The sequence below is a fragment of the Streptomyces olivaceus genome (assembly GCF_000721235.1).
Taxonomy (GTDB): Bacteria; Actinomycetota; Actinomycetes; order Streptomycetales; family Streptomycetaceae; genus Streptomyces; species Streptomyces olivaceus.
This window is the reverse complement of sequence record NZ_JOFH01000018.1, coordinates 90,542-113,964: the sequence shown is the minus strand read 5'-3', so window position 1 is coordinate 113,964 and position 23,423 is coordinate 90,542. Positions and strand designations below refer to the sequence as shown.

Annotated in this window: 24 protein-coding genes, 2 tRNA genes and 1 pseudogene; 18 read left to right on the top strand and 9 right to left on the bottom strand. The window is 72.0% G+C overall.

The window, feature by feature from the left end; all coding sequences use genetic code 11:
• Positions 1-37 precede the first annotated feature (37 nt).
• Positions 38-796, top strand: coding sequence for an IclR family transcriptional regulator (locus IG94_RS0121045; RefSeq protein ID WP_031039075.1), 759 nt, complete (start codon positions 38-40; stop codon positions 794-796).
• A gap of 90 nt (positions 797-886) precedes the next feature.
• Positions 887-960, top strand: a tRNA-Lys gene (locus IG94_RS0121040).
• A gap of 96 nt (positions 961-1,056) precedes the next feature.
• Here IG94_RS0121040 and IG94_RS0121035 read toward each other — a convergent pair.
• The 3 genes from IG94_RS0121035 to IG94_RS0121025 all read right to left on the bottom strand — a co-directional run bounded on the left by IG94_RS0121035 (position 1,057) and on the right by IG94_RS0121025 (position 4,165).
• Complete coding sequence (locus IG94_RS0121035) at positions 1,057-1,662, bottom strand: lytic polysaccharide monooxygenase auxiliary activity family 9 protein (protein ID WP_031039070.1); 606 nt, start codon at positions 1,660-1,662, stop codon at positions 1,057-1,059.
• A gap of 131 nt (positions 1,663-1,793) precedes the next feature.
• Positions 1,794-3,032 carry an SPFH domain-containing protein gene (locus tag IG94_RS0121030; RefSeq protein ID WP_224326385.1) on the bottom strand — a complete coding sequence of 413 codons (1,239 nt, stop codon included), beginning with the start codon at positions 3,030-3,032 and terminating at the stop codon, positions 1,794-1,796.
• Between the two features lie 59 nt (positions 3,033-3,091).
• The gene (locus IG94_RS0121025; RefSeq protein WP_031039064.1) at positions 3,092-4,165 is read right to left on the bottom strand and encodes a peptidoglycan-binding protein; all 1,074 of its coding nucleotides are present in this window, start codon (positions 4,163-4,165) and stop codon (positions 3,092-3,094) included.
• A gap of 195 nt (positions 4,166-4,360) precedes the next feature.
• On the opposite strand from IG94_RS0121025, the gene IG94_RS0121020 reads away from it, so the two are divergent.
• The 3 genes from IG94_RS0121020 to glxA all read left to right on the top strand — a co-directional run bounded on the left by IG94_RS0121020 (position 4,361) and on the right by glxA (position 8,698).
• Positions 4,361-4,434 (top strand) — tRNA-Lys (locus IG94_RS0121020).
• A gap of 308 nt (positions 4,435-4,742) precedes the next feature.
• Complete coding sequence (locus tag IG94_RS0121015; RefSeq protein ID WP_031039061.1) at positions 4,743-6,764, top strand: glycosyltransferase family 2 protein; 2,022 nt, start codon at positions 4,743-4,745, stop codon at positions 6,762-6,764.
• Positions 6,761-8,698: a radical copper oxidase GlxA gene (gene glxA, locus IG94_RS0121010; RefSeq protein ID WP_031039057.1), complete on the top strand. Its 1,938-nt coding sequence runs from the start codon at positions 6,761-6,763 to the stop codon at positions 8,696-8,698. The genes IG94_RS0121015 and glxA overlap by 4 nt, the downstream gene beginning before the upstream one ends.
• Before the next feature lie 22 nt (positions 8,699-8,720).
• On the opposite strand, the gene IG94_RS0121005 is transcribed toward glxA, so the two are convergent.
• From IG94_RS0121005 to IG94_RS0120995, 3 genes are all read right to left on the bottom strand, one after another.
• The gene (locus IG94_RS0121005; RefSeq protein ID WP_031039054.1) at positions 8,721-9,752 is read right to left on the bottom strand and encodes a glycoside hydrolase family 6 protein; all 1,032 of its coding nucleotides are present in this window, start codon (positions 9,750-9,752) and stop codon (positions 8,721-8,723) included.
• A gap of 91 nt (positions 9,753-9,843) precedes the next feature.
• The gene (locus IG94_RS0121000; RefSeq protein WP_078892374.1) at positions 9,844-10,575 is read right to left on the bottom strand and encodes a class F sortase; all 732 of its coding nucleotides are present in this window, start codon (positions 10,573-10,575) and stop codon (positions 9,844-9,846) included.
• A gap of 2 nt (positions 10,576-10,577) precedes the next feature.
• Positions 10,578-11,150 carry a hypothetical protein gene (locus IG94_RS0120995; protein WP_031039049.1) on the bottom strand — a complete coding sequence of 191 codons (573 nt, stop codon included), beginning with the start codon at positions 11,148-11,150 and terminating at the stop codon, positions 10,578-10,580.
• Positions 11,151-11,370: 220 nt separating this feature from the next.
• Here IG94_RS0120995 and IG94_RS0120990 point away from each other — a divergent pair, with 220 nt between their 5' ends.
• Entirely contained in the window at positions 11,371-12,150 is a 780-nt protein-coding gene (locus tag IG94_RS0120990; RefSeq protein WP_031039047.1) for an HAD-IIA family hydrolase, read from the top strand.
• Positions 12,151-12,215: 65 nt separating this feature from the next.
• On the opposite strand, the pseudogene IG94_RS40655 reads toward IG94_RS0120990, so the two are convergent.
• Positions 12,216-12,674, bottom strand: a pseudogene (locus IG94_RS40655) (GntR family transcriptional regulator); the annotation flags it as partial.
• A gap of 111 nt (positions 12,675-12,785) precedes the next feature.
• Here IG94_RS40655 and IG94_RS0120975 point away from each other — a divergent pair.
• The 3 genes from IG94_RS0120975 to IG94_RS0120965 all read left to right on the top strand — a co-directional run bounded on the left by IG94_RS0120975 (position 12,786) and on the right by IG94_RS0120965 (position 15,361).
• Positions 12,786-13,868: a Gfo/Idh/MocA family oxidoreductase gene (locus IG94_RS0120975; protein ID WP_031039042.1), complete on the top strand. Its 1,083-nt coding sequence runs from the start codon at positions 12,786-12,788 to the stop codon at positions 13,866-13,868.
• Positions 13,865-14,341 (top strand): heme-degrading domain-containing protein, encoded by a 477-nt coding sequence (locus IG94_RS0120970; RefSeq protein WP_031039039.1) that lies wholly within the window; start codon positions 13,865-13,867, stop codon positions 14,339-14,341. Before IG94_RS0120975 ends, IG94_RS0120970 begins: the two co-directional genes overlap by 4 nt.
• A 147-nt stretch (positions 14,342-14,488) precedes the next feature.
• Entirely contained in the window at positions 14,489-15,361 is an 873-nt protein-coding gene (locus tag IG94_RS0120965; RefSeq protein WP_031039036.1) for an LLM class F420-dependent oxidoreductase, read from the top strand.
• Positions 15,362-15,483: 122 nt separating this feature from the next.
• Here the strand turns inward: IG94_RS0120965 and IG94_RS0120960 are convergent, their stop codons facing one another.
• Complete coding sequence (locus IG94_RS0120960) at positions 15,484-16,341, bottom strand: fumarylacetoacetate hydrolase family protein (RefSeq protein ID WP_031039034.1); 858 nt, start codon at positions 16,339-16,341, stop codon at positions 15,484-15,486.
• Positions 16,342-16,591: 250 nt separating this feature from the next.
• Between IG94_RS0120960 and IG94_RS0120955 the strand changes: the two genes are divergently transcribed.
• The 4 genes from IG94_RS0120955 (at position 16,592) to IG94_RS0120940 (ending at position 19,770) form a co-directional block, all read left to right on the top strand.
• Entirely contained in the window at positions 16,592-17,611 is a 1,020-nt protein-coding gene (locus IG94_RS0120955; protein ID WP_031039030.1) for an SEC-C domain-containing protein, read from the top strand.
• Between the two features lie 178 nt (positions 17,612-17,789).
• Entirely contained in the window at positions 17,790-18,245 is a 456-nt protein-coding gene (locus IG94_RS0120950; protein ID WP_031039027.1) for an SRPBCC family protein, read from the top strand.
• A gap of 68 nt (positions 18,246-18,313) precedes the next feature.
• Entirely contained in the window at positions 18,314-18,892 is a 579-nt protein-coding gene (locus IG94_RS0120945) for a TetR/AcrR family transcriptional regulator (protein ID WP_031039022.1), read from the top strand.
• An 83-nt stretch (positions 18,893-18,975) separates the two neighbouring features.
• Positions 18,976-19,770, top strand: a complete 795-nt coding sequence (locus IG94_RS0120940) for an SDR family oxidoreductase (protein ID WP_052410784.1) — start codon at positions 18,976-18,978, stop codon at positions 19,768-19,770.
• 32 nt (positions 19,771-19,802) lie between these two features.
• Here the strand turns inward: IG94_RS0120940 and IG94_RS0120935 are convergent, their stop codons facing one another.
• Positions 19,803-20,057 carry a hypothetical protein gene (locus IG94_RS0120935; protein WP_031039017.1) on the bottom strand — a complete coding sequence of 85 codons (255 nt, stop codon included), beginning with the start codon at positions 20,055-20,057 and terminating at the stop codon, positions 19,803-19,805.
• 169 nt (positions 20,058-20,226) lie between these two features.
• Here IG94_RS0120935 and IG94_RS42610 point away from each other — a divergent pair, with 169 nt between their 5' ends.
• The 5 genes from IG94_RS42610 to IG94_RS0120915 all read left to right on the top strand — a co-directional run bounded on the left by IG94_RS42610 (position 20,227) and on the right by IG94_RS0120915 (position 23,395).
• Positions 20,227-20,367, top strand: a complete 141-nt coding sequence (locus IG94_RS42610) for a hypothetical protein (protein ID WP_157852287.1) — start codon at positions 20,227-20,229, stop codon at positions 20,365-20,367.
• Positions 20,364-20,744: a hypothetical protein gene (locus tag IG94_RS43590; RefSeq protein ID WP_224326387.1), complete on the top strand. Its 381-nt coding sequence runs from the start codon at positions 20,364-20,366 to the stop codon at positions 20,742-20,744. Before IG94_RS42610 ends, IG94_RS43590 begins: the two co-directional genes overlap by 4 nt.
• Positions 20,745-20,801: 57 nt before the next feature.
• Positions 20,802-21,668, top strand: coding sequence for a hypothetical protein (locus IG94_RS38760; RefSeq protein ID WP_224326389.1), 867 nt, complete (start codon positions 20,802-20,804; stop codon positions 21,666-21,668).
• A gap of 136 nt (positions 21,669-21,804) precedes the next feature.
• A complete protein-coding gene (locus IG94_RS0120920; protein ID WP_031039015.1) occupies positions 21,805-22,404 on the top strand; it encodes a hypothetical protein in 600 nt (199 codons plus the stop codon).
• A 289-nt stretch (positions 22,405-22,693) separates the two neighbouring features.
• Complete coding sequence (locus IG94_RS0120915; RefSeq protein WP_031039012.1) at positions 22,694-23,395, top strand: hypothetical protein; 702 nt, start codon at positions 22,694-22,696, stop codon at positions 23,393-23,395.
• Positions 23,396-23,423 lie beyond the last annotated feature (28 nt).

The following is a 23,423-nucleotide window of genomic DNA, read 5'->3' as shown; positions in this document are numbered from 1 at the left end:
CAGGGGCAGGGCCTACCGAGCGCAGCAGGAGACCACCGTGGCGCTGCAGCACAAGCCGACCGCGCCGCACCACTCGGCCCAGGACGCCCTGCGCGTCCTGGAGACGGTGGCGCGGCACACCTCCGGAGTGACCGGCACCGACCTCGCCCGCGACTCGGGCATCGCCCGGAAACGGCTCCTCCCCCTGCTGCGCATGCTGCGCCGCGAGGGATACGTCGAGCAGACCGCCGACGGGGCGTACGTCACCGGGGACGTCCTGGCCCGGCCGGGTTCGGCGCACGACCGCGAGGCCGCGCTGCGCGAGCGCCTCCAGCGCACCCTGGACCGGCTGCGCGACTCCGTGGGCGCCGCCGTCTACATCAGCCGGTACGTCGACGGCGAGGTCAGCGTCACCCAGTACGCCGACAGCCCGGCCGCGCCCAGGGTGAACGAGTGGGTGGACTTCCGGGTCTCGGCGCACGCCACCGCGGTCGGCAAGAGCCTGCTGACCCAGCTGGACCACGCCGGGCGCCGCGACCACCTGGCCCGGCACAAGATGGCCCGGCTGACCTCGCGCACGATCACGAGTGACCGCCTGCTGCTCTCCCGGCTGGAGTCCCAGCCGCCCACCGTGCCCGTGCTGGACCTCCAGGAGTACGCGGTGGGCACGGTCTGCGCGGCCGTCCCGCTCACCGCCGGCTCCGCCGCGGGCTGCCTGGCCCTGTCCCTCCCGGTGGAGCACGCGCACCGGCTGCGCGAGGCGGCGGAGGAGCTGAACCGGAACGCGGCGCCGGTCCTGCTGTCGCTGGCGATCTGAGCGGCGCCCCGGGCCGTGGTCGGGAGCACCCCCGCGGACCGGGTAGTATTTTCGTTGTCGCCGACCGCGGAAGCGGACGGCGGGAGTCATGCGCCGCTAGCTCAGTTGGTTAGAGCAGCTGACTCTTAATCAGCGGGTCCGGGGTTCGAGTCCCTGGCGGCGCACAGCGAAGAAGCCCCTCGCCCGGAGCGAGGGGCTTTTTTCGTGCCCGCGGTCTTCGTGCCCTGGTTCTTTGACGCCCGGGTTCTTTGGCGCCCGGCTCAGAACGTGACGTCGGAGCAGGCGTAGAACGCGTTGGCCGTGTCGGCGATCGTCCACACCGCGACGATCACGTGGTGCCCGCTCAGACCGGACGGCAGCGCGCCGCTGTGGGAGAGGGTCCCCGGCGGGCGCTGGTTGTTGTAGGGGACCGTCAGGAACGGCGTCAGGTTGAGGTCGGACCGGGCCAGGTTGTGGTTCTGGTTCCAGCCCGGCTTGGTCACGTAGTACTTGAAGTCCGTCGTGGCGTGGCTGACGGTGAACTGCCAGCGGAAGGTGTAGCTCTGCCCGCCGCTGACTCTGGTGGTCGGCCACGCACCGCCGCCCGGGGTCTTCGGGCTGTCGAGCTGGGCGAACCGGGTGTTGTTCCCCGAGCAGATCTGCCCGTCGGCCGCACCGCCGCCCGGGAAACCCTTGGGCCCCTCGACGCTCTGCGGCTCCCACTGGATGGATCCGCAGTTGCTGACACTGCCGTTCTGGCAGAGCTTCTGCCGGCTGACCGGCAGATCGGTGTAGCCGTGGCCGCTGGCGCCGCCGGAGGAGAGGACGAGGGCTCCGGTGGTCGCCATGCCGAGGGCGGCGGCGTAGATCTTGGTCCTGGTGCGCATGCTGCTGCTCCCTGTGACGTGTGGGGAAGGTCAGTGAGCCGTGCAGGTTGAGCGTGTAGGTCTAGACCAAGTGTCAGATTATTGCCGTCAATTGAACATGTCCATACCAAAAGCGGGACGGGCGGGAGCGCTCAGACCCCCGTCTCCCCGCGCCCCGCGCAGAACGCCACCGTCAGGTCCTTGACCAGCACCTTGCGCTCGTAGTCGTCCAGCTCGACCAGGCCGCGCACCGTCAGCCGGGTCACCGTGTCCTCCACCGAGTCCACGACCGAGGTGAGCACGCTGGCCCGCTGCGCGGCGTCCAGCGCGGCGATCCGGCGCCGGTGCATCGCGGCGGCCACCTCCGGGGCGTACTCCACCCGGACCGGCCGCACCGAGAACACCTCCAGGCCGACCGGCGCCGCGTCGGCCGCCACCAGGCGGGTCAGCGTGTCACCGGCCAGGTCGGCCGAGCTGCGGACGGTGCCGAGCGGCTCCACCGGGACCCGGGCCAGCGCCGCCTCGACGCACTCGCGCAGGTACGTCTCGTGGTCCTCGACGCCCAGCGTCGCCCGCGCGGTGTCCCGCACCCGCCACACCACCAGCATCACCGCCCTGAGCGCGACCCCGTTGCCGTCGGCCGCGGGCATCGGCTCGCTGCGCCAGTGCCGCAGCCGCACGTCGACCCGGCGGCGCAGCAGCAGCGGGTTGACCCACATCAGGCCGGTGCGCCGCACCGTCCCGCGGTAGCGGCCGAAGAGTCCGAGCACCCAGGCCCGTCCGGTCCGCCCCCGGGCAAGACCGCCGAACCCGAACAGCCCGAGCGCCCCCGCGCCCGCGTACGCCGCCCACTGCGCGGGCCCGAGCCCTGCGCCCGCGTGCACGGGCAGGCCCAGCGCCTGGGCCGTGAGCGGCGGCACGAGACCGGCCCACCAGGAGGTGAGGACGCAGCCGGCCGCTCCGCACAGTCCCGCCGCCGCCCCCGCGGCGCCGGGCAGCACCCGGGCCGGACGCTCCGTCAGCTCCGGGTCGAGCCGAGGCACCGGGCGCGGGCGTGCCGCGACCGGGCGCCGGGCGCGGGGCTGCTCGCCGGTGGCCTGCCGGCGGCCGACGACCGCGGGCCGCAGCGGCACCGGGGCCGGGTCGGGGTCGTCGCGGAAGAGCAGGTGGACGGGGATCTCGGTGGTGGCCTCGTTGTGGATGAGCCGCACGGCGGACCGGTGACCGGGCTCCGCCGCGGGCGCGGCACCGGCCGGCAGCCCCGCCGGCGCCCCCGCCTCCGCTCCGGCCGGCACCCCGGGCGGTGCCGCGGCCGGGACCATGACCGGTGCCGCGGCCGGGACCACCGTCGGTGCCACGGTCTCGGGGTTCGTCGAAGATGTCGTACTCATGCGTCCTCCAGCCTCCGCGCCAGACGCGCCGTGAACGGGTGGTCGTCTCGGGGCGGGCGTCAGGAGAAGAGCCGCCGCCAGGTCTCCGGGCCCGGGTAGCCGTCCGCCGCGCCGCCGCGCCAGCCCTGGGCGCGCTGGAACGCCTCGACGCCCCGCCGGTCCGCCTCGCCCCAGCGCGGCCCCGGCCCCTTGGTGTAGTGCGTGCCGAACCCCTTCCGCACGAGCTGCCTGCCGAGCCGCGTGACGTACGGGTTCTCCGCGCCCGGCCGGAACATCGCCCGCCCGGGATAGCCGGCGACCCCGTGCGAGGCGACTGTCTGCGAGGCGGGGCCGCCGGCGGCGGGGGACGCCGCCTTGCCGGCCGTGACGCCCGTGTAGCGGTACGGCAGGAACGCGGCCGAGTCGGTCCAGTAGGCGTAGGGCGTGTCGCGCTTCCGGGTGTGCGGCGGGGTCTGCTCGTACGCCGTGTAGACGGTGTGCGCCGCGTCCGTCCAGCCGCCGAAGATCACCACGTGGGAGCCCTTCTCGGGGTCGGACGCGTTGTGGAACAGGAGGATGTCGCCGGGCTGCAGCTCCTCCTTGGTGATCCGCTCGGCGAGGCCCGCCAGGCTCCCGGTCCACTCGTTGGCGGGCAGCTTCCACGCCATCGACACGAACCCCGAGCAGTCCTGCCGGTAGCCGTCGGACCAGTAGGAGGTGACGCTGTACGGCACCTTCGCGGCGACCCAGGTCTTCGCCCGCTCGACGATCTCCGTACGGGTGAGGGCGGCCGCCTTCGTACCGGCGGAGGGCGGCGCCGGCGGCGCGGCCTGCCCGTGCAGCGGCGCCCGCGGGCCCTGCGGGGTGCCGGGCCCGTCGGCGGCCGGAGCGCCCTGGGGCCCGGGGGCGTGCCGCTCGGCCCCGGGCCGCTCGGGGGCGTGGACGGCGGCCGGGACCGCGGCGGACGCACCCGCACCCGCACCCGCACCGAGCGCGGACGCGGCGGCGGTGGCCACGATCAGCGCGCGGTGCGCCGCCGGGTGGGCGAGCCCGCGCCCGGCCGGGGCGTGCGGCAGGACGCGGCGCCAGTGGCGGCACCCGGGGCAGTCGCAGTCGCCCGCCGGGTCGACGTCCTCGAACAGGGGGGTCTCCATGCTCTCCATGCGATTCCCCTCACACTCCCGCTGGGCAGGTCCGCGGCGGCACATCTCGGTACATGTCGGTCAGTGTGGCAACTGTCCCCCGGGCGCGCATGTTGACGGTCCGAATGATGTAACGGGTGCCGGTCGCCCCCTCGGCGGCGGTCCGGAGCACGCGCCGGGGTCGGGTAGAGTTGTCCGGGTCAGCAGGCGCCGCTAGCTCAGTTGGTTAGAGCAGCTGACTCTTAATCAGCGGGTCCGGGGTTCGAGTCCCTGGCGGCGCACCGACGGTCGAAGGCCCTCCGTATCACACGGGGGGCCTTCGGCGTGTCCGGATCCGGCCCGGTGCCGGGACGTCTTGCGATCATGCCGAACGCCGTAGAACCCTGGCCCGGTTGAAGGGGGGCCGGGTGCGGGCCGGAGGGTGCAGGGAGCATCATGCAACCGGGAGTCGCCGTTTCCATGTCTATATAAGGTGTGGATGCTGTGGTGACAGACACCCACCACTGTTACGTCTGTGATGGCCGAGGGGGGCCGGAGCCGGCGAAGTAAGCGACCAAACACGCATGATCCGCGTGTGGGGGGATGACTCATGACGTCGACGCCGACGGGCGCCGGGCAGGACCAGGACCCGTCCCAGACGACCCAGCTCAGGCTGCCCGGGCACCGGAACTGGAACACCGGTTCGTTCCGCCGGATAAAGAAGACCCTGCCGAAGTACGACTACGAGCACTACAGCCGGCTCGCGGGCCCCCTCACCCAGCCCGACCCCGGCAAGCCGTACAAGGTGCAGTACCGCTCGCTGATATCGCAGGAGCCCCACCGCTTCCGGGTCGCGCTGATGCTGGCCGCGGCCCCGCTCCTCTCGGTGGTGCTGCTGGTGTGGCTGCTGCAGCCCACGCACTGGACCGAGCGCGACTACGTGGCCTTCGACTGGCTGCCCGTGCTCGACATCGTGATGCTCGTCGCGATCGGCCTGATCGAGCTCTTCCGCTGCCTGAACGTGCTGTCGAACGCGCACGCCACCCTGGTCGCCCGCGACCCGGTCCCGGTGGTGCCCGAGAGCGGCACCCGGGTCGCCTTCCTCACCTCCTTCGTGCCCGGCAAGGAGCCGCTGGAGATGGTGACGAAGACCCTGGAGGCGGCGGTCAAGATCCGCCACCGCGGTCTGATGCACGTCTGGCTCCTCGACGAGGGCGACGACCCGGAGGTGAAGGAGGTCTGCGCGCGCCTCGGCGTGCACCACTTCTCCCGCAAGGGCGTCGCCAAGTGGAACCGGGAGAAGGGCCCGCACCGCGCCAAAACCAAGCACGGCAACTACAACGCCTGGCTGGACGCGCACGGCGACGACTACGACTACTTCGCCTCCGTCGACACCGACCACGTGCCGCTGCCCAACTACCTGGAGCGGATGCTCGGTTTCTTCCGCGACCCGGACGTCGGCTTCGTCATCGGCCCGCAGGTGTACGGCAACTACGACAACCCGATCACCAAGGCCGCCGAGTCGCAGCAGTTCCTCTTCCACGCCCTGATCCAGCGCGCGGGCAACCGCTACGGCGCCCCGATGTTCGTGGGCACGTCGAACGCGGTGCGCATCAGCGCGCTCAAGCAGATCGGCGGCCTGTACGACTCGATCACCGAGGACATGGCGACCGGCTTCGAGATCCACCGCGCCAAGAACCCGGCCACGGGCCGCAAGTGGCGCTCGGTCTACACCCCGGACGTGCTGGCGGTCGGCGAGGGCCCGAACGCCTGGACGGACTTCTTCACCCAGCAGATGCGCTGGTCGCGCGGGACGTACGAGACGATCCTCAAGCAGTACTGGAAGGGCTGGTACTCGCTGCCGCCGAGCAAGCTCTTCAACTACACGATGATGATCATCTTCTACCCGATGTCGGCCCTCAACTGGATCCTGGCGGCCATGAGTTGCTGCCTGTTCCTGGGCCTGGGCGCCTCCGGCGTGGACATCGACCCGGCGGTCTGGCTGATGCTCTACGGCAACGCCTCCGCGCTCCAGATCGGCCTGTACGTCTGGAACCGCCGCCACAACGTCTCCCCGCACGAGCCGGAGGGCTCCGGCGGCGTCGCCGGCATGATCATGTCGGCGCTGTCGGCGCCGCTGTACGCGAAGGCGCTCATCGACTCCGTACTGCGCCGCAAGAGCAAGTTCGTGGTGACCCCGAAGGGCGACTCGGCCAGCCCCGACACCCTGTTCGGGACCTTCCGGTACCACTGGTACTTCATCGCGATCTTCGGCGGCTCGATCGCCGCCGGCTATGTCTGGGGCCACTCGCACCCGGCGATGGTCATCTGGGCGACGTTCGCGCTGCTGATCACCGCGTCGCCCATGTTCGCCTGGCGGCACGAGCTGCGGAAGGCGAAGAAGCAACCGCCGGCCGTGGCGGCGGAGCCCGCCGACCGGGTCCCGCCGCAGCCGGCCGCGCCCGCGCAGCCGTACGCGCCGCACGGACGCCACCGGGCGCCCGCGTCACCGGCACCGCACGCGCCGCACGCGCCGCAGCAGAGGAAGCCCAGCTGGTCCGCCTCCCCCGACGGGGGCGACGACCAGACCATGCAGATCGCCCTTGGTGGACTTGGGGGACGTAAGGAATGAAAGACCGTGCCGGCCGCCGCCGCGCCCGTCGCCTCGCGATAGGTACGGTGGTGGTACTAGCGCTGGCCGGGATGAACGGGCCGTGGCTCTACCGCTTCGGGACCGGGAAATACCACCAGTACAAGATCAACCAGCCGGAGTACAAGGCCGCCAACGGCAAGTGGGAGGTCGTCGAGTTCCCCGAGAAGTACCGGCTGAACACCATCCACGCGGCGCTGCTGCGCACCGGCAAGGTGCTGCTGGTCGCCGGGTCGGGCAACAACCAGGACAACTCCGACGCCAAGCAGTACGACACCCGGATCTGGGACCCCGTCAAGGGGACGGTCAAGAAGGTGCCGACGCCGTCCGACCTGTTCTGCACCGGCCACACCCAGCTCGCCAACGGCAACCTGCTGATCGCGGGCGGCACCAAGCGGTACGAGAAGCTCAAGGGCGACGTCACCAAGGCCGGCGGCCTGATGGTCGTCCACAACGAGAACCCGGACAAGCCGATCACCCTGCCCGCGGGCACCCGGTTCACCGGCAAGGAGAACGGCAAGACCTTCGTCTCCAAGGACCCGGTCCTGGTGCCGCGCGCCGAGAAGGTCTTCGACCCGCAGACCGGCGAGTTCGTGCGCAACGACCCCGGCCTCGGGCGGATCTACGTCGAGGCGGAGAAGACCGGCGCCGAGTACGAGACCGGCACGCAGGACAACTACCGCGTCCAGGGCCTGTCGGGCGCCGACGCCCGCAACACCTACGGCATCGCACAGAAGCTCGCGCTCGACAAGAAGGACTTCCAGGGCATCCGGGACGCCTTCGAGTTCGACCCGGTCGCCGAGAAGTACATCAAGGTCGACCCGATGCACGAGGCCCGCTGGTACCCGACGCTCACCACCCTGGGCGACGGCAAGATCCTCAGCGTCTCCGGCCTCGACGACATCGGCCAGCTGGTGCCGGGCAAGAACGAGGTCTACGACCCCGAGACCAAGAAGTGGACCTACACCGACGAGGTCCGCCAGTTCCCGACGTACCCGGCGCTGTTCCTGATGCAGAACGGCAAGGTCTTCTACTCGGGCGCCAACGCGGGCTACGGGCCGGACGACGTGGGCCGCGACCCGGGCGTCTGGGACGTGGAGACCAACAAGTTCACCAAGGTCCCCGGCATGAGCGACAAGAACATGCTGGAGACGGCGAACACCGTGCTGCTGCCGCCGGCGCAGGACGAGAAGTTCATGGTGATCGGCGGCGGCGGGGTCGGCGAGTCCAAGCTGTCCAGCGAGAAGACCCGCATCGTCGACCTCAAGGCGGACGACCCGGAGTTCACCGACGGGCCGTCGCTGGAGAAGGGCACCCGCTATCCGCAGGCCTCGGTCCTGCCGGACGACAGCGTGCTGGTCTCCGGCGGCTCGGAGGACTACCGGGGCCGCGGCGACTCCAACATCCTCCAGGCCCGGCTCTACCACCCGGACACCAACGAGTTCGAGAGCGTCGCCGACCCGCTGGTCGGCCGCAACTACCACTCCGGTTCGATCCTGCTGCCCGACGGACGGCTGATGTTCTTCGGCTCCGACTCGCTCTACGCCGACAAGGCCAACACCAAGCCGGGCGAGTTCGAGCAGCGGATCGAGATCTACACGCCGCCGTACCTGTACCGCGACTCGCGGCCCGACCTGTCGGGCGGACCGCAGACCATCGCGCGCGGCGACTCGGGGACGTTCACGTCCCGGGCCGCCGGGTCGGTCAAGAAGGTGCGGCTGATCCGGCCGAGCGCGTCGACGCACGTCACCGACGTGGACCAGCGGTCCGTCGCGCTGGACTTCACGGCGGACGGCGACCGGTTGACGGTGACGGTGCCGGAGAACAAGAACCTGGTCCAGTCGGGCTGGTACATGATGTTCGTGACCGACGGCGAGGGGACGCCGAGCAAGGCGGAGTGGGTCCGGGTGCCGTAGCGCCCCCTCGCGGGCGGGTGAGTTACCCCTGCACCAGCTCCAGGGCGTACTCCGGGTACCACTCGCCCGCCTTCGGGCCGCCCTTGCACTCGCCGTCCGACTCCCCCGGGCGCTTGACCCACACGTAGGCGTCGACGAGCGGGTCCGCCGTCTTCGTCGTCGGGGTCTCGCCCAGGGCCCGCCCCGGAGGATTGCACCAGCGTTCGTCCGGGGCGCCCTGCGTGTAGGGGCCGTTGCCGTTGCGGCTGGTGTCGACGACGAAGGGCTTGCCGCCCACCTTGGCGGAGAGCTGCTTGCCGTAGGCGACGGAGTCGTCGGTGGTGTAGAAGTTCGAGACGTTGACCGCGAAGCCGTCGGCCTGTTCGACGCCGGCCCACTTCAGCGGCTCGAAGATCTGGTCGGGATGCCCCCAGCCCGCGTTGCCCGCGTCCAGGTAGACCTTGGTGTCCTTCAGCGCGGTGAGCTTGGCGATCGCGCCCTTGAGCAGGTCGTAGCGCTCCTCGTGGAACTCCTCCGGCGTGCAGCCGTCGACGAGGTGGAGCACCGCGTCCGGTTCCAGGACGACCGTGGCGGAGCGGTCGCCGATGCCCTTGGCGACGCTGTCGACGAAGGACCGGTAGGCGTTGCCGTCGGCGGCGCCGCCGCCCGAGTACTGGCCGCAGTCGCGGTGCGGGATGTTGTAGAGGACGAGCAGCGCGGTGCGCCCGGCCTTGTCGGCGGCCTCGGTGAAGCCGCGCGCCTGTTCCTCCGGGTTCTCCGGGCTGATCCACTCGCCGGTCGGCTGCTCGGCGATCCTGCGGATCCGCTCGGCCTGGTCGTCCTTGCCCGACTTGGCCAGGGACGCGACCTGCCGGGCCGCGCTGCCGTCGGGGTTGACCCAGAACGGGTCGCTCCCCTCGGGCTGCTGGGTGATCCCCGCGCCCGCGTCCCCTTCCTTGCCGTCCTCGCCCCCCGCCGAGGAGCAGCCCGCGAGCAGCAGCGCCGCCGCCCCCAGCACCGCCGCCGACGCCGCCCGCCTCCTGGACGAGCTCGCGGCCGCCCTGCTGCCGTACATCCGACCCCCCTGGGTGCCCTGTTCGAAGGCTCAATCGTGACATACGCCGATGACACCCACGCGGTTCCCGGACCGGAGGGCGGAAGGTGTGCTAGGAGCCGGTTCCGGTCAGGTACGCCGAGACGACGACGTTGGCCGTGTAGCTGTTCGTCGTGCGGTCGAAGGTGCCGCCGCAGGTGATCAGGCGGAGTTCGGCACGGCCCGTGTCGCGCGGCCCGTAGGCCTGCTGGGCGTCGAAGCCGTCGCGGGGGAGGACCTGGACGTCGTCGACGGTGAACTCCGCGGCCCGGGCGTCGTCGCGGGTCACGCGGACGGTCTCGCCGGGCTCCAGGGCGCTCAGCTCGTAGAAGACGGCGGGCCGGGTCTCGGTGTCGACGTGGCCCACCATGAGGGCGGTGCCGGCCGCTCCGGGCCGTACGCCGGCCGCGTACCAGCCGACGGTGCCGGGCTGGTCGAAGGGCGGCGGTTCGATGGCGCCGCCGTTGTCGAGGCCGCGCTCCACGACCGGCGCCGCGATGCCGAGCGCGGGCACCTCGAGGCGCTGCGGCAGGGCGTCGTCGAGCGGGGCGTGGGCGGGAGGCAGGGGGACGTCGGGGGGCCGGCCGGCCGCGGCCATGTCCCCGGTGGCCGGCCGGGACACGCCCTCGCCCGCGTCGGTGCCCTCGCGGCCCCACATCCAGAGCCCGAGGAGCAGCACCGCCCAGGCGATGCCGGTCACCAGGCGCCCACCGGGCAGGCCGCCGCGCCGGGGGCCCTCCCCCACGTCCCCTCCGTCTTCGGAGGCGTCCGGTACGGAGGCGTCCTGTACGTCCGGTGCGGGCATGGTCAGTCCGTCCCGCGGCTCCGGCTGCGGACACTGCGCAGCGCGACGGCGACGGCGGCGATACCGGCGAGGACCAGGCCGGTCACGGTGTGGGCCGCGCCGGGGGCCTCGGAGCGGGCCTGCTCCCCGTGCCCGGTGGCCGCGAGCGCCGCGGTGCCGCCGCCGCCCGCGTCGACGGGGGCGACCGGCGAGGCGTGCGCGGTCGGCCGGCCGGAGGCGCGGCGCTTCTCGTCGACGGTGATGGTCCCCTCGCGGGCCCGGTCGCCGCAGGTGACCTGCACGGCGTACGCGCCGGCCGTGACGGAGGAGCGGACCCGGCTGGAGCCGACGAGCGCGCCGTCCTCGGCGGCCAGGCTGAGCCGGACGTCCGACTCGAACGCCGCCGACACGGCCACGGCCGTCTTCTCCGTGCAGTGGGGCACGCGGAGCGTGACGTCGGTGCCGGGGGCGGGCGCGGCGGGCGACACGGACACCCCGCCGCCGTCCGAGCCGCCGTCCGCCGCGAGGGCGGCCGGTGCGCACAGGGCGGCGGCGAGCGCCGCTCCGGCGCAGAGAGTGACTTTCATTGAGCCCATCGTGTACCTCCAGTTGTCTGGAGGTTGCCCCGCCGGCCCCACTCCTGCATCCGGTACGGGGTCCGGCCTGCTCCGAACGGGTTACGCCCCGGGCCTGCGGGTTTCGGCGGCCGTCACGGGCCGTGCACCGGCCGCGGGGCGATCGGCACGGCGACCGGTGCGAACGTATGACTGCATAGCATGGAGCTTCCATGGTCCACGCACGGCAGGAGTCCGACCCATGACAGAGCGCAAGCCCATCGCATCGTGGCTCACCGACATGGACGGAGTCCTGATGCACGAGGGTGTCCCGGTTCCGGGTGCGGACGCCTTCATCAAGAAGCTGCGCGACTCGGGGCGGCCGTTCCTGGTCCTCACCAACAACTCGATCTACACGGCCCGGGACCTGCACGCCCGGCTGAACCGGATCGGCCTCGAAGTGCCGGTCGAGAACATCTGGACGTCGGCCCTGGCCACGGCGTCCTTCCTGGACACCCAGCACCCCGGCGGCACCGCCTACGTCATCGGGGAGGCCGGTCTGACGACGGCGCTGCACGACGCGGGCTACGTGATGACGGACGCCGACCCCGACTTCGTGATCCTGGGAGAGACCCGGACCTATTCGTTCGAGGCGCTGACCAAGGCCATCCGCCTGATCAACGACGGCGCCCGGTTCATCGCCACCAACCCGGACAACACCGGGCCCTCACCGGAGGGAGCGCTGCCCGCGACGGGTTCCGTGGCCGCGCTGATCACGAAGGCCACGGGAAAGGAGCCGTACTTCGTCGGCAAGCCGAACCCGCTGATGATGCGGACGGGTCTGAACGTCATCGGCGCGCACTCCGAGTCCAGCGCCATGATCGGCGACCGGATGGACACCGACGTACTGGCCGGGCTGGAGGCCGGGATGGAGACCTTCCTCGTCCTGACGGGGCTGACGACGCGCGCCGACATCGACCGCTACCCGTACCGTCCGACGAAGGTCGTGGACTCGATCGCGGACCTGGTGGACCTCGTCTGACCCGTGCCGTCCGGGGAGGCGGTCAGCTGCCCGTCGCCTCCTTCCAGTCGTCGACGTACGACGTGAGGTTCTCCTCGATGTCGTCCCAGTCGGGCTCGAAGACCTCGACGCCGTCCATCAGCCTGGTCAGCGCGATGGCGTCGGCGTCGGTCGTCGGGGCAGGGGAACCGGTCGAGGGTGACGAGGGCCCGCCCGGGGGTACGGCCCTGGCGCCGGACGCCCTCGGTGTAGCTGGCCAGGGAGAGCGGCTGGGCCAGCTTGGGCCCCGCGACCACGGTGCCGCGGCCCTGCCGGCGCAGCTTGCCCTCGAGGACGAGTTCGCGCAGGGCCTGCCGCACGGTCTCGCGGGCGACCTCGTACCGCTCGGCGAGGTCCCGCTCGGTGGGGATGGCGCTCCCCTCCCCCAGTTCGCCCACGAGGCGGTCGATGCGCGCCTTGACGGCGTAGTACTTCGGCACACGGCCGTGCTCCGGGATCCCGGAGCGGACGGGGGCGCCGGGTGCCTGGTCGTTCGGATAGTCCACGCAGGGATGGTCGCAGACGCAGGGATGGTCGCAGACGGGGCGGCGGGGTGAGGGGGCGGAGAGAGCGCCGGTCGCCGGGGCCGCCCCACCCGGTCTGCGAAAATAGGACGTATGACTGGTACTCCCTCCGATCGGCCCCCGCTGCGCGTCGGCCTCGTCGGCTACGGACTCGCGGGCTCCGTCTTCCACGCCCCCCTGATCGCCGCGGCCGAGGGCCTGGCCCTGGACACGGTCGTCACCTCGAACCCGGAGCGGCAGCAGCAGGCCCGCGCCGAGTTCCCGGACGTGCGGACCGTCGCGACCCCCGACGAGCTGTTCGACCGCGCGGCCGAGCTGGACCTCGTCGTCGTCGCGTCCCCGAACAAGACGCACGTGCCGCTCGCGACCAGGGCCCTCCGGGCCGGGCTGCCGGTCGTCGTGGACAAGCCGGTCGCGGGCACGGCGGCCGAGGCGCGCGAGCTGGCGGCGCTGGCCGAGGAGCGCGGTCTGCTGCTCTCCGTCTTCCAGAACCGCCGCTGGGACAACGACTTCCTGACCCTGCGGGGGCTCCTGGCCGAGGACGCGCTGGGCGACGTGTGGCGTTTCGAGTCCCGCTTCGAGCGGTGGCGCCCGAAGCCGAAGGGCGGCTGGCGCGAGTCCGGCGACCCGTCGGAGATCGGGGGCCTGCTGTACGACCTCGGCAGCCACGTCGTCGACCAGGCCCTGGTCCTCTTCGGCCCGGTCACGCAGGTGTACGCCGAGTCCGTGGTCCGGCGGGCGGGCGCGGAGGCGGACGACGACACGTTCCTCGCGCTCACGCACGCGAACGGCGTCCGCTCCCACCTCCACGTCTCCTCCACCGCCGCCCAGCTCGGGCCGCGCTTTAGGGTGCTGGGCTCGCGGGCCGGGTACGTCAAACACGGCCTGGACCCGCAGGAGGCGGCGCTGCGCGAGGGCAAGCGGCCCGGCGCCGGGTGGGGCGAGGAGGACCAGTCGCTCTGGGGCCGGGTCGGCTCCGGTGAGTCCCCGACGACCGGCGGCGGACGCGTCGAGGCGACCGTCGCGGGCGACTACCCCGCGTACTACGCGGCGGTGGCGCGGGCCCTGCGCGAGGGCGGCCCGAACCCGGTGGACGCCCGGGAGGCGGCCGCCGCACTGGACGTGCTGGAGGCGGCCCGGCGGTCCGCCCGCGACGGAGTGGTGGTGGCCCTGTGAGCACCGAGCCGACGACACCCACCGTGGCGGAGCTGGAGGAGCAGGAACGCCGCCTGGTCCTGCGCCGGTTCACCCACGACGACGCCTGGGCGCTGGGCTCCCTCCTGGTGGAGCTGGCCCGGGAGCGCGAGGCGCCGGTCGCCATCGACATCCACCGTGCCGGACAGCAGCTCTTCCACGCGGCCCTGCCCGGCTCGGCCCCCGACAACGACGCCTGGATCGCCCGCAAGCGCCGGGTGGTGGAGCGGTACGGCTCGGCGTCGTACCTGGTCGGCGCCCGGTTCCGGGCCAAGGGCACGACCTTCGAGGAGTCCTCGCGGCTCGACCCGGACACGTACGCGGCGCACGGCGGCTCCTTCCCGCTCACCGTCGCGGACGTCGGCGTGATCGGCGCGGTGACGGTGAGCGGGCTGCCGCAGCTGGAGGACCACCGGCTGGTGGTGGCGGCGCTGGAGCGGTTCCTGGGCGAGTAGGGGTCGAGCAGGGCCTGTCCGGCAGGCTCTCGCCGTCTTGACCCGTACGGCCGTCCGGGGCGTGGTCGGGGAATCCCCGGTGGGTACCCGTGGTTGGCAGGCACAGACTCAGGCTGATCACCAGGCTCACCGGAGGAACGGCAACCGATGAACGAGACGACGGCGTCCCTGAAGGAATCGATCGGGCGGTACGGCATCTGGAACGCCGCCCTGCGCGCGGAGGCCCCCGAGGGCGCCGCCGAACGCGCCGAGGCGGCGGCCGAGCTGGAGCAGCTCGGGTTCGGCGCCGTGTGGCTGGGCGGCAACAGCTCCGCCCGGCACGCCGCTCCGCTGATCGAGGCGACCTCGCGGCTCGTCGTCGGCACCAGCATCCAGAGCATCTGGGAGCACGGGGCGGCCGAGACCGCGGCGAGCTTCGCCGAGCTGGAGGTCTCCCACCCCGGCCGGTTCGTGCTGGGCCTCGGGGTGAGCCACGGTCCGGCGGTGAAGGGGTACCGCCGCCCGTACTCGACGATGGTCGCCCACCTCGACGACCTGGACCGGGCGGGCCTGCGGGCCGAGCACCGGGTGCTGGCCGCGCTCGGCCCGAAGATGCTGGACCTCTCCCGGGACCGGGCGGCGGGCGCGATCCCGTACCTCGTCACGCCGGAGCACACCGCGCAGGCCCGCGAGCGCCTCGGCGCCGACCCGCTGCTGGCCCCGGAGTTCAAGGTCGTCCTCGACACCGACCCGTCGCGCGCCAGGGCGACGGCCCGCGCGTACCTGGCCATGTACCTGCGGCTGCCGAACTACACGAACAACTTCCTCAAGCTCGGCTTCACCGACGCCGACGTGGCCGACGGCGGCAGCGACCGCCTGATCGACGCGGTCTTCGCCTGGGGCGACGACACCGCGATCCGCGCCCGCATCGACGCGTTCCTGGACGCGGGCGCCGACCACGTGGCCCTCCAGGTCGTCGAGGACGACATGACCCGCCTCCCGAGGGAGACCTGGCGCAGGCTCGCCGCACTGCTGGCGTGAGTGAAGCGCCCCGGAAGGGGCGCGGGGCTGTGACATGTGCGGCTCCGCCGCGCGGGCGCGACCAGCCACAACCGAGCGGCGGTCGGCAACCCACCGCAAACTCCCCGCGCCCCGGCGGAGCGCTACGCGCTGCGCAGCTCCTGCCGCTGCCGCCCCAGCCCGGCCACCTCCAGCTCGACCACGTCCCCCGCCCGCAGATAGGGCTTCGGCTCGGGCTGCCCCATGGCCACCCCCGCAGGCGTCCCGGTGTTCACGACGTCACCGGGGCGCAGCACCATGAACCGGCTGAGGTAGCGCACGACCTCCCCCACGGGGAAGATCTGCTCCGCCGTCGTCCCGTCCTGCCTCAGCTCGCCGTTGACCCACAGCCGCAGCGGCAGCCGCTGCGGGTCGGGCACCTCGTCGGCGGTGACCAGCCAGGGGCCCAGCGGGTTGAACGTCTCGCAGTTCTTGCCCTTGTCCCAGGTCCCGCCGCGCTCGTTCTGGAACTCCCGCTCGGACACGTCGTGCGCGACCGCGTACCCGGCGACGCAGGCGAGCCCCTCCTCGGCCGACTCCAGGTAGCGGGCCGTACGCCCGATGACGACGGCCAGCTCCACCTCCCAGTCGGTCTTCACGGACCCGCGCGGCACGAGCACGGTGTCGTGCGGCCCGACCACGGTGTCCGGCGCCTTGAAGAAGACGACGGGCTCGGCGGGCGGCTCGGCCCCGGTCTCGCGGGCGTGGTCGTGGTAGTTCAGCCCGATGCACACGATCTTGCCGATGCGGCCCACCGGCGGCCCGACGCGCAGCCCGCCCCCGTCCAGAACGGGCAGCTCACCGGCGCCGGCGGCGGACCGCACCCGGTCGAGCGCCGCCTCGTCGGCGAGCAGGTCCCCGTCGATGTCCGTGACGACGCCCGACAGGTCGCGCAGAGTCCCGTCGGCGTCGAGCAGCGCGGGTCGTTCCGACCCGGCCGTGCCGACTCGCAGCAGCTTCATGATCCCCAACTCCTCGTTCGCGGGAGGCCCGCCCGAAGAGGTGCGACCTGGATGCGGCAGTGCGCAGCCCTCGGAGGACTGTCCGATCGTCCAAGGCCGGGTTCCACTCCGCAAGACCCGGTTCACGTACTGGACCGCAGCCCGACCGCGGCCGGGAGCCGGCCGCCGGCCGCTCCGCGCGGGGCCGTCGTACGGCGGCCGACCTGCGGGTACCTCTCCTTCGTCACCCGTCGGCAGTACCGTGTCCCCCATGCGCCCCGACACGCCCGCCGAGAACGTCGACCACGCCGCCGAAGCGGCCCGCCTGGAACGGACCGCCGGCCTCTACCCCGAGGACGCCGAGGCCCTGCTCCTGCGCGCCGCGGCCCACTTGGAGCTGTCCGGCGACCGTCCGGCCGCGACCAGGCTCTACGACCGCCTGCTGTCCTCCGACACGCCCTCCGCGCCCCTCGACAACCCGTCCCTGGTCCGGGCCCTGAAGGCGTCCAACCTCTGGGAGTACGACCACGAGGCGGAGGCCAGGGCGATCATCGACGGCGTCCGCATGGCGGCGCCGCGCGATCCTGCGCCCTGGGTGATCGTGGCCGAGGCGCTGGAGTCCCACGACGAGCTGGAGGCGGCGCACGAGACGTTCACGGAGGGCGCCCGCCTGCTCGTGGCGGACGCGGCGCGGCCCCCGCAGCCGACCCACCCGCTGCTCTACGGCCGCCACCGCGTCCGCCGCATGCTGGGCCTGGAGCACGACGAGTGGGACGCCCTGGCCGACACCCTGCACTCGATGCCGGTCTCGCTGGACGAGCTGCACGACCCCAAGCGCGTGTGGTCGCTGGGTTCGGACGACCCGGCGGACCTGGAGGCGGAGATCTCCCGCCTGCGCGCCGAGTTGGGCGCCTACCGGCAGGCCCTGTCCCGCCCCTTCCCGGTGGCGATGCTCCACTGGCCGGCCGGCGAACTGGCCGAGCTGACCGAGGCGTACCCGTCCCTGTCCGCCGAGTACCCGTCCTACGACGACCACTTGGCGTCGATAGAGGCGGCCCTGCGCGAACTGGCCTCGTCCGGCACCCCGAACCTGGGCGTCGTCCCGGGCACGGTCCCGTCCTACGAGGCCTTCGCCGCGTCGGAGGGCGCGTCCCCGGCCGACCCGACGCTGCTCCCGCAGTACGCGACGACCCTCGCAGCCCGGGGACTCGCGGTGACGTGGCCGCCGCAGCCCGGGACCGCGTGCTGGTGCGGCTCGCAGCGGCCGTACGGCGAGTGCCACGGCGCCTGACGAACCGGCAGCCCGCCGACCGGTGAGACCCGGTGACCGGCGAGACCCAGTGATCGGTGAGACCCGGTGACCGGCGAGATCTGACGCCCAGTAACGTCTGAAGTGGCAAGATCCTCCGGGCCGTTGACGAGCACGCGAGGCGTCGGGCCGGAACAGCACCGCAGAGAGACAGGACGACATGAGCACCGAGCAGACCACCGAGGCCGGGAACGGCTACTCGTACACCCTGACCCGCACCTTAGACGCCACGCCGGCGCAGGTCTGGCAGGCCTGGACCACCCCCGACCAGTACGCCCAGTGGACCTACTCGGTCCCCGGCACCCTGGAGATGGACGTCCGCCCGGGCGGCACCTGGAAGGCCACGATGCGCTCCCCCGAGGGCGCGGAGTTCCCGTTGACCGGCTCCTACACCGAGGTCGTCGAGCACAGCGCCCTGACCCTCGGCATGGACGTGCCGGGCCGCCCGGAGCCGACGCTGCTGACCATAAAGCTGGCGGAGGAGGGCCCCGGCAACACCGTGATCACCCTCAGCCAGACGTCGGACACGGCGGAGGAGCGGGACAGCGCGGAGCAGGGCAGCACCATGCTGCTGGACAGCCTGACGAAGTTCCTGGCGGACAACGCGGGTTCCTGATCCCGATCGTCTCCTTCTCTCTCCTCCATTTCTTGACCTCGGGGTACATAACCGGTTAGTGTCGAGCCATGGCAAGACCGAAGGAGTTCGACCCGGAAATCGCCGTCGACCAGGCGATGGAGGTGTTCTGGCGCAAGGGATACGCCGCCACGACCCCCCAGGACCTGGTCGACGCACTCTCCATCGGCAAGGGCAGCCTCTACAACGCGTTCGGCAGCAAGCGGGAGCTCTTCCTGCGGGCGCTGCGCCGTTACCGGGACACCCAGACCGCCGCCCTGGTGGAGACCCTGGACCGCCCCGGCCCCGTCAAGGAGCGCGTCCGCGCCGCCCTGACGGCCATCGCCGAGATGGACCTGGCCGACCCGGACCACCGGGGCTGCCTGGCGATGAACTCCACGGCGGAACTGGCGAGGACCGACAAGGAGGTGGCCGACCTCTCCCGCCGCATGCTGGACATCACGGAGGACGCCTTCCGCACCCTGATCGCGGAGGGGCAGCGCACGGGCGAGATCTCACCGACCCGCGACCCGGCCGCCCTGGCCGCCCTCCTGGCGAACACGGTCGCGGGCATGCGCATCGTGGGCCGCGTCCCGGAAGCCCGGGACCGCCTCACCCACATCATCGACGCGACGATCAACTCGCTCTAACCTGACCGACCCGCCCACCCGAGCCTTCCCATACCCAAATTCTGTACCCAGAATTACAAAATAACGACCCGAAGGAGATCCCCATGCCCACCACCACCGCTACCACCGCCACCACCCCCGCCGCCCTCAAGCACCAGCCCAAGTACGAGGGGAAGAACGTCGTCATCACGGGAGGCAGCAGCGGCCTGGGCCTGGCCACCGCCCAACTGCTCGTCGACGAGGGCGCCCGCGTCCTGATCACCGGCCGCGACCGGGCCGCCCTGGACGCCGCCCGCGAACAACTCGGCCCGAACGCCGTCGCCGTACGCAGCGACGCGTCGTCGCTCCCCGAGATCGACGCCCTGGCCGACCGCGTGAAGGCCGAGTTCGGCACGGTCGACGCCCTGTTCGCGAACGCGGGCGTCAACGGCTTCGCCCCGTTCGAGGCGACGACCGAGGAACTCTTCGACCAGGTCCTGACGGTGAACGCCAAGGGCCCGTACTTCACGGTGCAGAAGCTCGCGCCGCTCCTGGCCGAGGGCAGCGGCGTGGTCCTCACGACGTCGGTCGCGAACGTCCTGGGCCTGCCCGCGCTCAGCGCCTACGCGGCCAGCAAGGCGGCGGTGCGCTCGATGACCCGCGGCCTGGCCCGCGAACTCCTGCCCCGCGGGATCCGCGTCAACGCGGTCAGCCCCGGCCCGATCGACTCGGGGATCCTGGAGAAGACGATGCCCGCGGACGTGGCCGCCCAGACCAAGGCCCAGATGGCCGCGGACAACCCCATGCTCCGTATGGGCACCCCCGCCGAGATCGCGAGGGCGGTCGCCTTCCTCGCCTTCGACGCCACCTTCACCACCGGCACGGAACTCGCGGTGGACGGCGGCGGCTCCCAGCTCTGACCGTCCGGCCGGCACCGGACCGCACAGCGCCGTCAGGGCTCTTCGGGGTCCAGCTCGAACGTGAAGTAGACGCTCAGCCAGTAGGGCTGGTCCTCATCGTCCATGTGGCTCCACGACACGTCCGCCAGACGCACGTCCTGCTCCCTGAGCCACTCATGGGCCTTCCTGAAGGCGTCCGCGGCGGTCACCGCCGGAAACAGCTTCCTGGCTATGGGGTGCACCCCTGTCTCGGCATCCGAATCGTCGAAACCCTGAGGAACGTCCAGCGAGTAGTTCGGATCGAGCATGGAACACCCCTTTCCGATCGGCCCATGACCACGAGCCGACAGACGGTCATCACGAGCACGGCATCCGGTAAGACCACCGCAGCCCCCGGAAGGGTTGCTTCAGCCGACTTTCACCGGCCCACCGGCGACAGACGCGATAGCCTTCCTCCCGACTGTGGACGGCGATGACGTGAGCAACGTGGGGGCAGCCGTGGAGCGGCGCGAAGTTCGCGGACACGACGACGGACCCGCCTCCGAGTACGACGACCACGGGGCGGAGTCCGCACCACCCTTCTCGCCGGCACCCGACCCCGCCGAGTACGACCGGTGACGGCCGGCGGCACCCCTCCGCTGCTCGACGACGTCACGGGAGCCCGCCAGGAGCTGACCGTCGTCCTGCCCGCCCGGCTGCGCCGTACTCCCACCTGGCCGGAGGGTCCCTTCCCGTTCGAGCTCGGCATCCGTCGTACCGACACCCGGACCCGCGCCACCTACTTCGCCCCGGCCTCGGCCCGCGCCCTCTACGGCGCCCCCGGGCGGCCCTGCCGCTGGCATCAGCCACTGGACGTCAAGCACGAGGGGGTACGTCTGCTGGGGGTGGAGCTGCTCCGGGCGGCCACCGCCCGCGACCCCGAACACGCCTTGGCCGTAATGCACTTCACCGTCGAGACACCGATACTCCCGGTGCTGCGCACCCTGGCCGCCTGAGACCCGGCCACCGCCGGCGAGTCGCTGCCCGGACTCACCGGCCCGTTCGACCCGGCGGTGCTCCTGGCCGGTGTCGCCGACGTCCAGGACCCGACCGCGCCCTTCGCCCTCGCCCGCCCGTACACGATCGCGTTCCTCAGCCCGACCGAACGGCACACCCCCGCCCTCCGCGAGGGCCCCGAGGGCCGGCTGCCCGCCACCGCCGACCACTGGCTGTGGCAGCTGGCTTCCCGTTCCAACCCGCAGGACTTCCCGCTCGCCCCGGAGACGGCCGCGGACCACGTCCGGGACGCCGTACGCATCTCCGCCGACTGGAGCGCGCTGGTCCTGCGGCAGGGCGCCGCCTTCCTCGGCCACCGGCCCGACAGCGGCGACGGCGACTTCTACGGCTTCGGCGCGCTGCACTCCCGCACCATCTACCTCGACGCTCTTCTCCTGGGCGCCCTCCAGCGCGACCACATCGACGAACTCACCGACGAGCTGTCGGAGGTGTTCACCTCACCCCGCCGCCTGGCAGGCCGCGTCGCCGCCCTCGAACGCAGCATCGCGCTCTTCCGCAGCGGCTACTGGCGCCAGCACCTCACGGCCCACGGCCCCGCGAACGAGCTGCTCCTCGCCTTCCAGAACCAGCACCGCCTCCCGGCCCGCTTCAGCGAGATCCTCGCCGAGGCCGCCGACTACAGCCGCCTGGTCCAGACCCAGGAGAGCCAGCAGATCAGCGGCGCCCTCGGCGTCCTGACCGTCCTCGGCCTCCCCCTGGGTACGGCCCTGGGCATCCTCCAGGTCCTGGGCGACGACTCCCTGCCCCACCTCCTCGTAGCCCTGGCCCTGTCGGTGGCGGCCACGGCGGGGGTACTGACGACGCGGTACGGGCGGTTGGTGCTGTCGTCGTTGCGGGGCGGGAAGGGCGGCAGCGCGCGATAGCGTGCCGCCGGCAGCCAGTTCCTCTGTTACGGCATGCGGACAAACGCGGGTGAACCCGCGCCGGCCGGAGCGCCCTCTTCCAGGGCGCAACGAACAACACACGGCCGCGATCTCGACAACCCGCAGGAGGTTCCCCATGACCACTCGCCGTACCGTACGTTTCGCCGGCCTGGCCGCCCTCACCGCCGCCGCGGCCTTCTCCCTGACCGCGTTCCAGGGCGGGAGCACCGACGCCTCCGCCAGCCCGGCATCCAAGGATGCCGTCTCCATCTCCCACTCCACCGACGCCGGTGGTGCGGGCGGCGCGAAGATCCGGGCGGGAGCAACGGCCGCCACGGAGACCCTGGCCGACGGAAGCACCGCCAGGATCAGCAAGCTCGGCGACCTGCACTACACCGCCGAGATCGTCAGCGACGGCTCGGTGGTGGCCACGCTCGAAGCGGACCAGCACGACGCCGGGCTCGACGCCAACGGCATGTACGTCGTCCTCGGTGTCGACGGCGAGATCCACTCCTGGATGGGCGGCGAGCACTACGGCCCGGGCACCTACGAGCTCGAGGGCGGCTGGACGGCCGAGGTCACGAAGCTCGGCGAGCAGCACTACCGCGCGGACATCCTCGACGGCGAGGGCGCGGTGGTCGCCACGCTGGACGCCGACGAGCAGGACGCCGGCCTCGACGCCAACGACTCGTACATCGTGCTCAGCACCCGCGGGGTGATCAGCTCCCACGTGTAGGCACCGGCCCGGCTGTGGCGCCGGAACGTCCGGCTGCCGCCGCATCCTCCCCACCGCACACTCGTGAACGGCGCCGTCATCGGTACGGCGCCGCACTCACGATCACGAGTGGGGCACTGTTCACCTCGCGCCCAGCGTGCAAGGTCCGGAGCGCCAGCCGGATCACAGCCGCTGTCCGTGCCGCCCTGGCTCTCAAGCTCGCCACCCGATCAAGATGGGAAGGGCCCTGCGCCGATGGCTGGCCGGCACGGTAACGGTCGCTCTCAGCATGCTCATAAACTTGCATGCGATGACGACGCGGATAGTGGGGGATCAGGTGTTCAATCCGTGGACCCGCACGACCAAGAACGCACCGTACGCGGTCCCCGAGGACCTGCCGCACTTGCAGGCCTTCGCTGACACTCAAGCCCGCCCCTCGCAAGCGCCGTACCGACTCAACCTGGCACTCCCGCCGGAACCGTTCACCGGCCTTCACGACGCGCCTCTGGTCATACTGCTGGCCAACCCAGCCATCAGCGACGCAGACCCGGCCGCCTACGCCCGGCCCGGCGCAACCGAGCGAACCCTGCAACACATCGCGAACGCCGGTGGGACCCCGAACCACTTCCTGACGCACCCCGACAAGGACCATCCAGGACTCCGGTGGTGGTCCCGGACCCTGAAGGGCCTGACGAAGCAGGGTCACAGTCACGAGGAACTCGCCCGGCAAATCCTTGCCGTGCAGTTCCACGGCTACCATTCGCAATCGTGGCAGCCGATCCCGTACACCCTGCCCTCCCAGTCCTTCGCCTTCTACCTGGTGCGCCGCGCTATGTCCCGTGACGCGGTGATCGTCCTCGGGCGCATCGCGGCCACCTGGAAGATCGCCGTGCCGGGGCTGGCGTCGTATCCGAATGTGGTGACGCCGAAACAGAACCGGAGCGTGCAGATCAGCCGGGGCAACTTCAGCTCTGAGGACTTCGAGCGGATCGGGCAAGCCCTCAAGAGCTGAGCACGCGCGGCGATGAGAGGCGCGCCCA

What these genes read in the sequence shown, in the direction of transcription:
- IG94_RS0120915 (WP_031039012.1), top strand. Translation starts at nt 22,694, where the DNA reads ATGACGACGCGGATAGTGGGGGATCAGGTGTTCAATCCGTGGACCCGC.
- IG94_RS0120920 (WP_031039015.1), top strand. Translation starts at nt 21,805, where the DNA reads ATGACCACTCGCCGTACCGTACGTTTCGCCGGCCTGGCCGCCCTCACC.
- IG94_RS0120950 (WP_031039027.1), top strand. Translation starts at nt 17,790, where the DNA reads ATGAGCACCGAGCAGACCACCGAGGCCGGGAACGGCTACTCGTACACC.
- IG94_RS0120960 (WP_031039034.1), bottom strand. Translation starts at nt 16,341, where the DNA reads ATGAAGCTGCTGCGAGTCGGCACGGCCGGGTCGGAACGACCCGCGCTG.
- glxA (WP_031039057.1), top strand. Translation starts at nt 6,761, where the DNA reads ATGAAAGACCGTGCCGGCCGCCGCCGCGCCCGTCGCCTCGCGATAGGT.
- IG94_RS0120965 (WP_031039036.1), top strand. Translation starts at nt 14,489, where the DNA reads ATGAACGAGACGACGGCGTCCCTGAAGGAATCGATCGGGCGGTACGGC.
- IG94_RS0120990 (WP_031039047.1), top strand. Translation starts at nt 11,371, where the DNA reads ATGACAGAGCGCAAGCCCATCGCATCGTGGCTCACCGACATGGACGGA.
- IG94_RS0120995 (WP_031039049.1), bottom strand. Translation starts at nt 11,150, where the DNA reads ATGGGCTCAATGAAAGTCACTCTCTGCGCCGGAGCGGCGCTCGCCGCC.
- IG94_RS0121005 (WP_031039054.1), bottom strand. Translation starts at nt 9,752, where the DNA reads ATGTACGGCAGCAGGGCGGCCGCGAGCTCGTCCAGGAGGCGGGCGGCG.
- IG94_RS0120940 (WP_052410784.1), top strand. Translation starts at nt 18,976, where the DNA reads ATGCCCACCACCACCGCTACCACCGCCACCACCCCCGCCGCCCTCAAG.
- IG94_RS0121000 (WP_078892374.1), bottom strand. Translation starts at nt 10,575, where the DNA reads ATGCCCGCACCGGACGTACAGGACGCCTCCGTACCGGACGCCTCCGAA.
- IG94_RS0120935 (WP_031039017.1), bottom strand. Translation starts at nt 20,057, where the DNA reads ATGCTCGATCCGAACTACTCGCTGGACGTTCCTCAGGGTTTCGACGAT.
- IG94_RS0120955 (WP_031039030.1), top strand. Translation starts at nt 16,592, where the DNA reads ATGCGCCCCGACACGCCCGCCGAGAACGTCGACCACGCCGCCGAAGCG.
- IG94_RS0121035 (WP_031039070.1), bottom strand. Translation starts at nt 1,662, where the DNA reads ATGCGCACCAGGACCAAGATCTACGCCGCCGCCCTCGGCATGGCGACC.
- IG94_RS0121030 (WP_224326385.1), bottom strand. Translation starts at nt 3,032, where the DNA reads ATGAGTACGACATCTTCGACGAACCCCGAGACCGTGGCACCGACGGTG.
- IG94_RS0121025 (WP_031039064.1), bottom strand. Translation starts at nt 4,165, where the DNA reads ATGGAGACCCCCCTGTTCGAGGACGTCGACCCGGCGGGCGACTGCGAC.
- IG94_RS0121015 (WP_031039061.1), top strand. Translation starts at nt 4,743, where the DNA reads ATGACGTCGACGCCGACGGGCGCCGGGCAGGACCAGGACCCGTCCCAG.
- IG94_RS0120945 (WP_031039022.1), top strand. Translation starts at nt 18,314, where the DNA reads ATGGCAAGACCGAAGGAGTTCGACCCGGAAATCGCCGTCGACCAGGCG.
- IG94_RS0120975 (WP_031039042.1), top strand. Translation starts at nt 12,786, where the DNA reads ATGACTGGTACTCCCTCCGATCGGCCCCCGCTGCGCGTCGGCCTCGTC.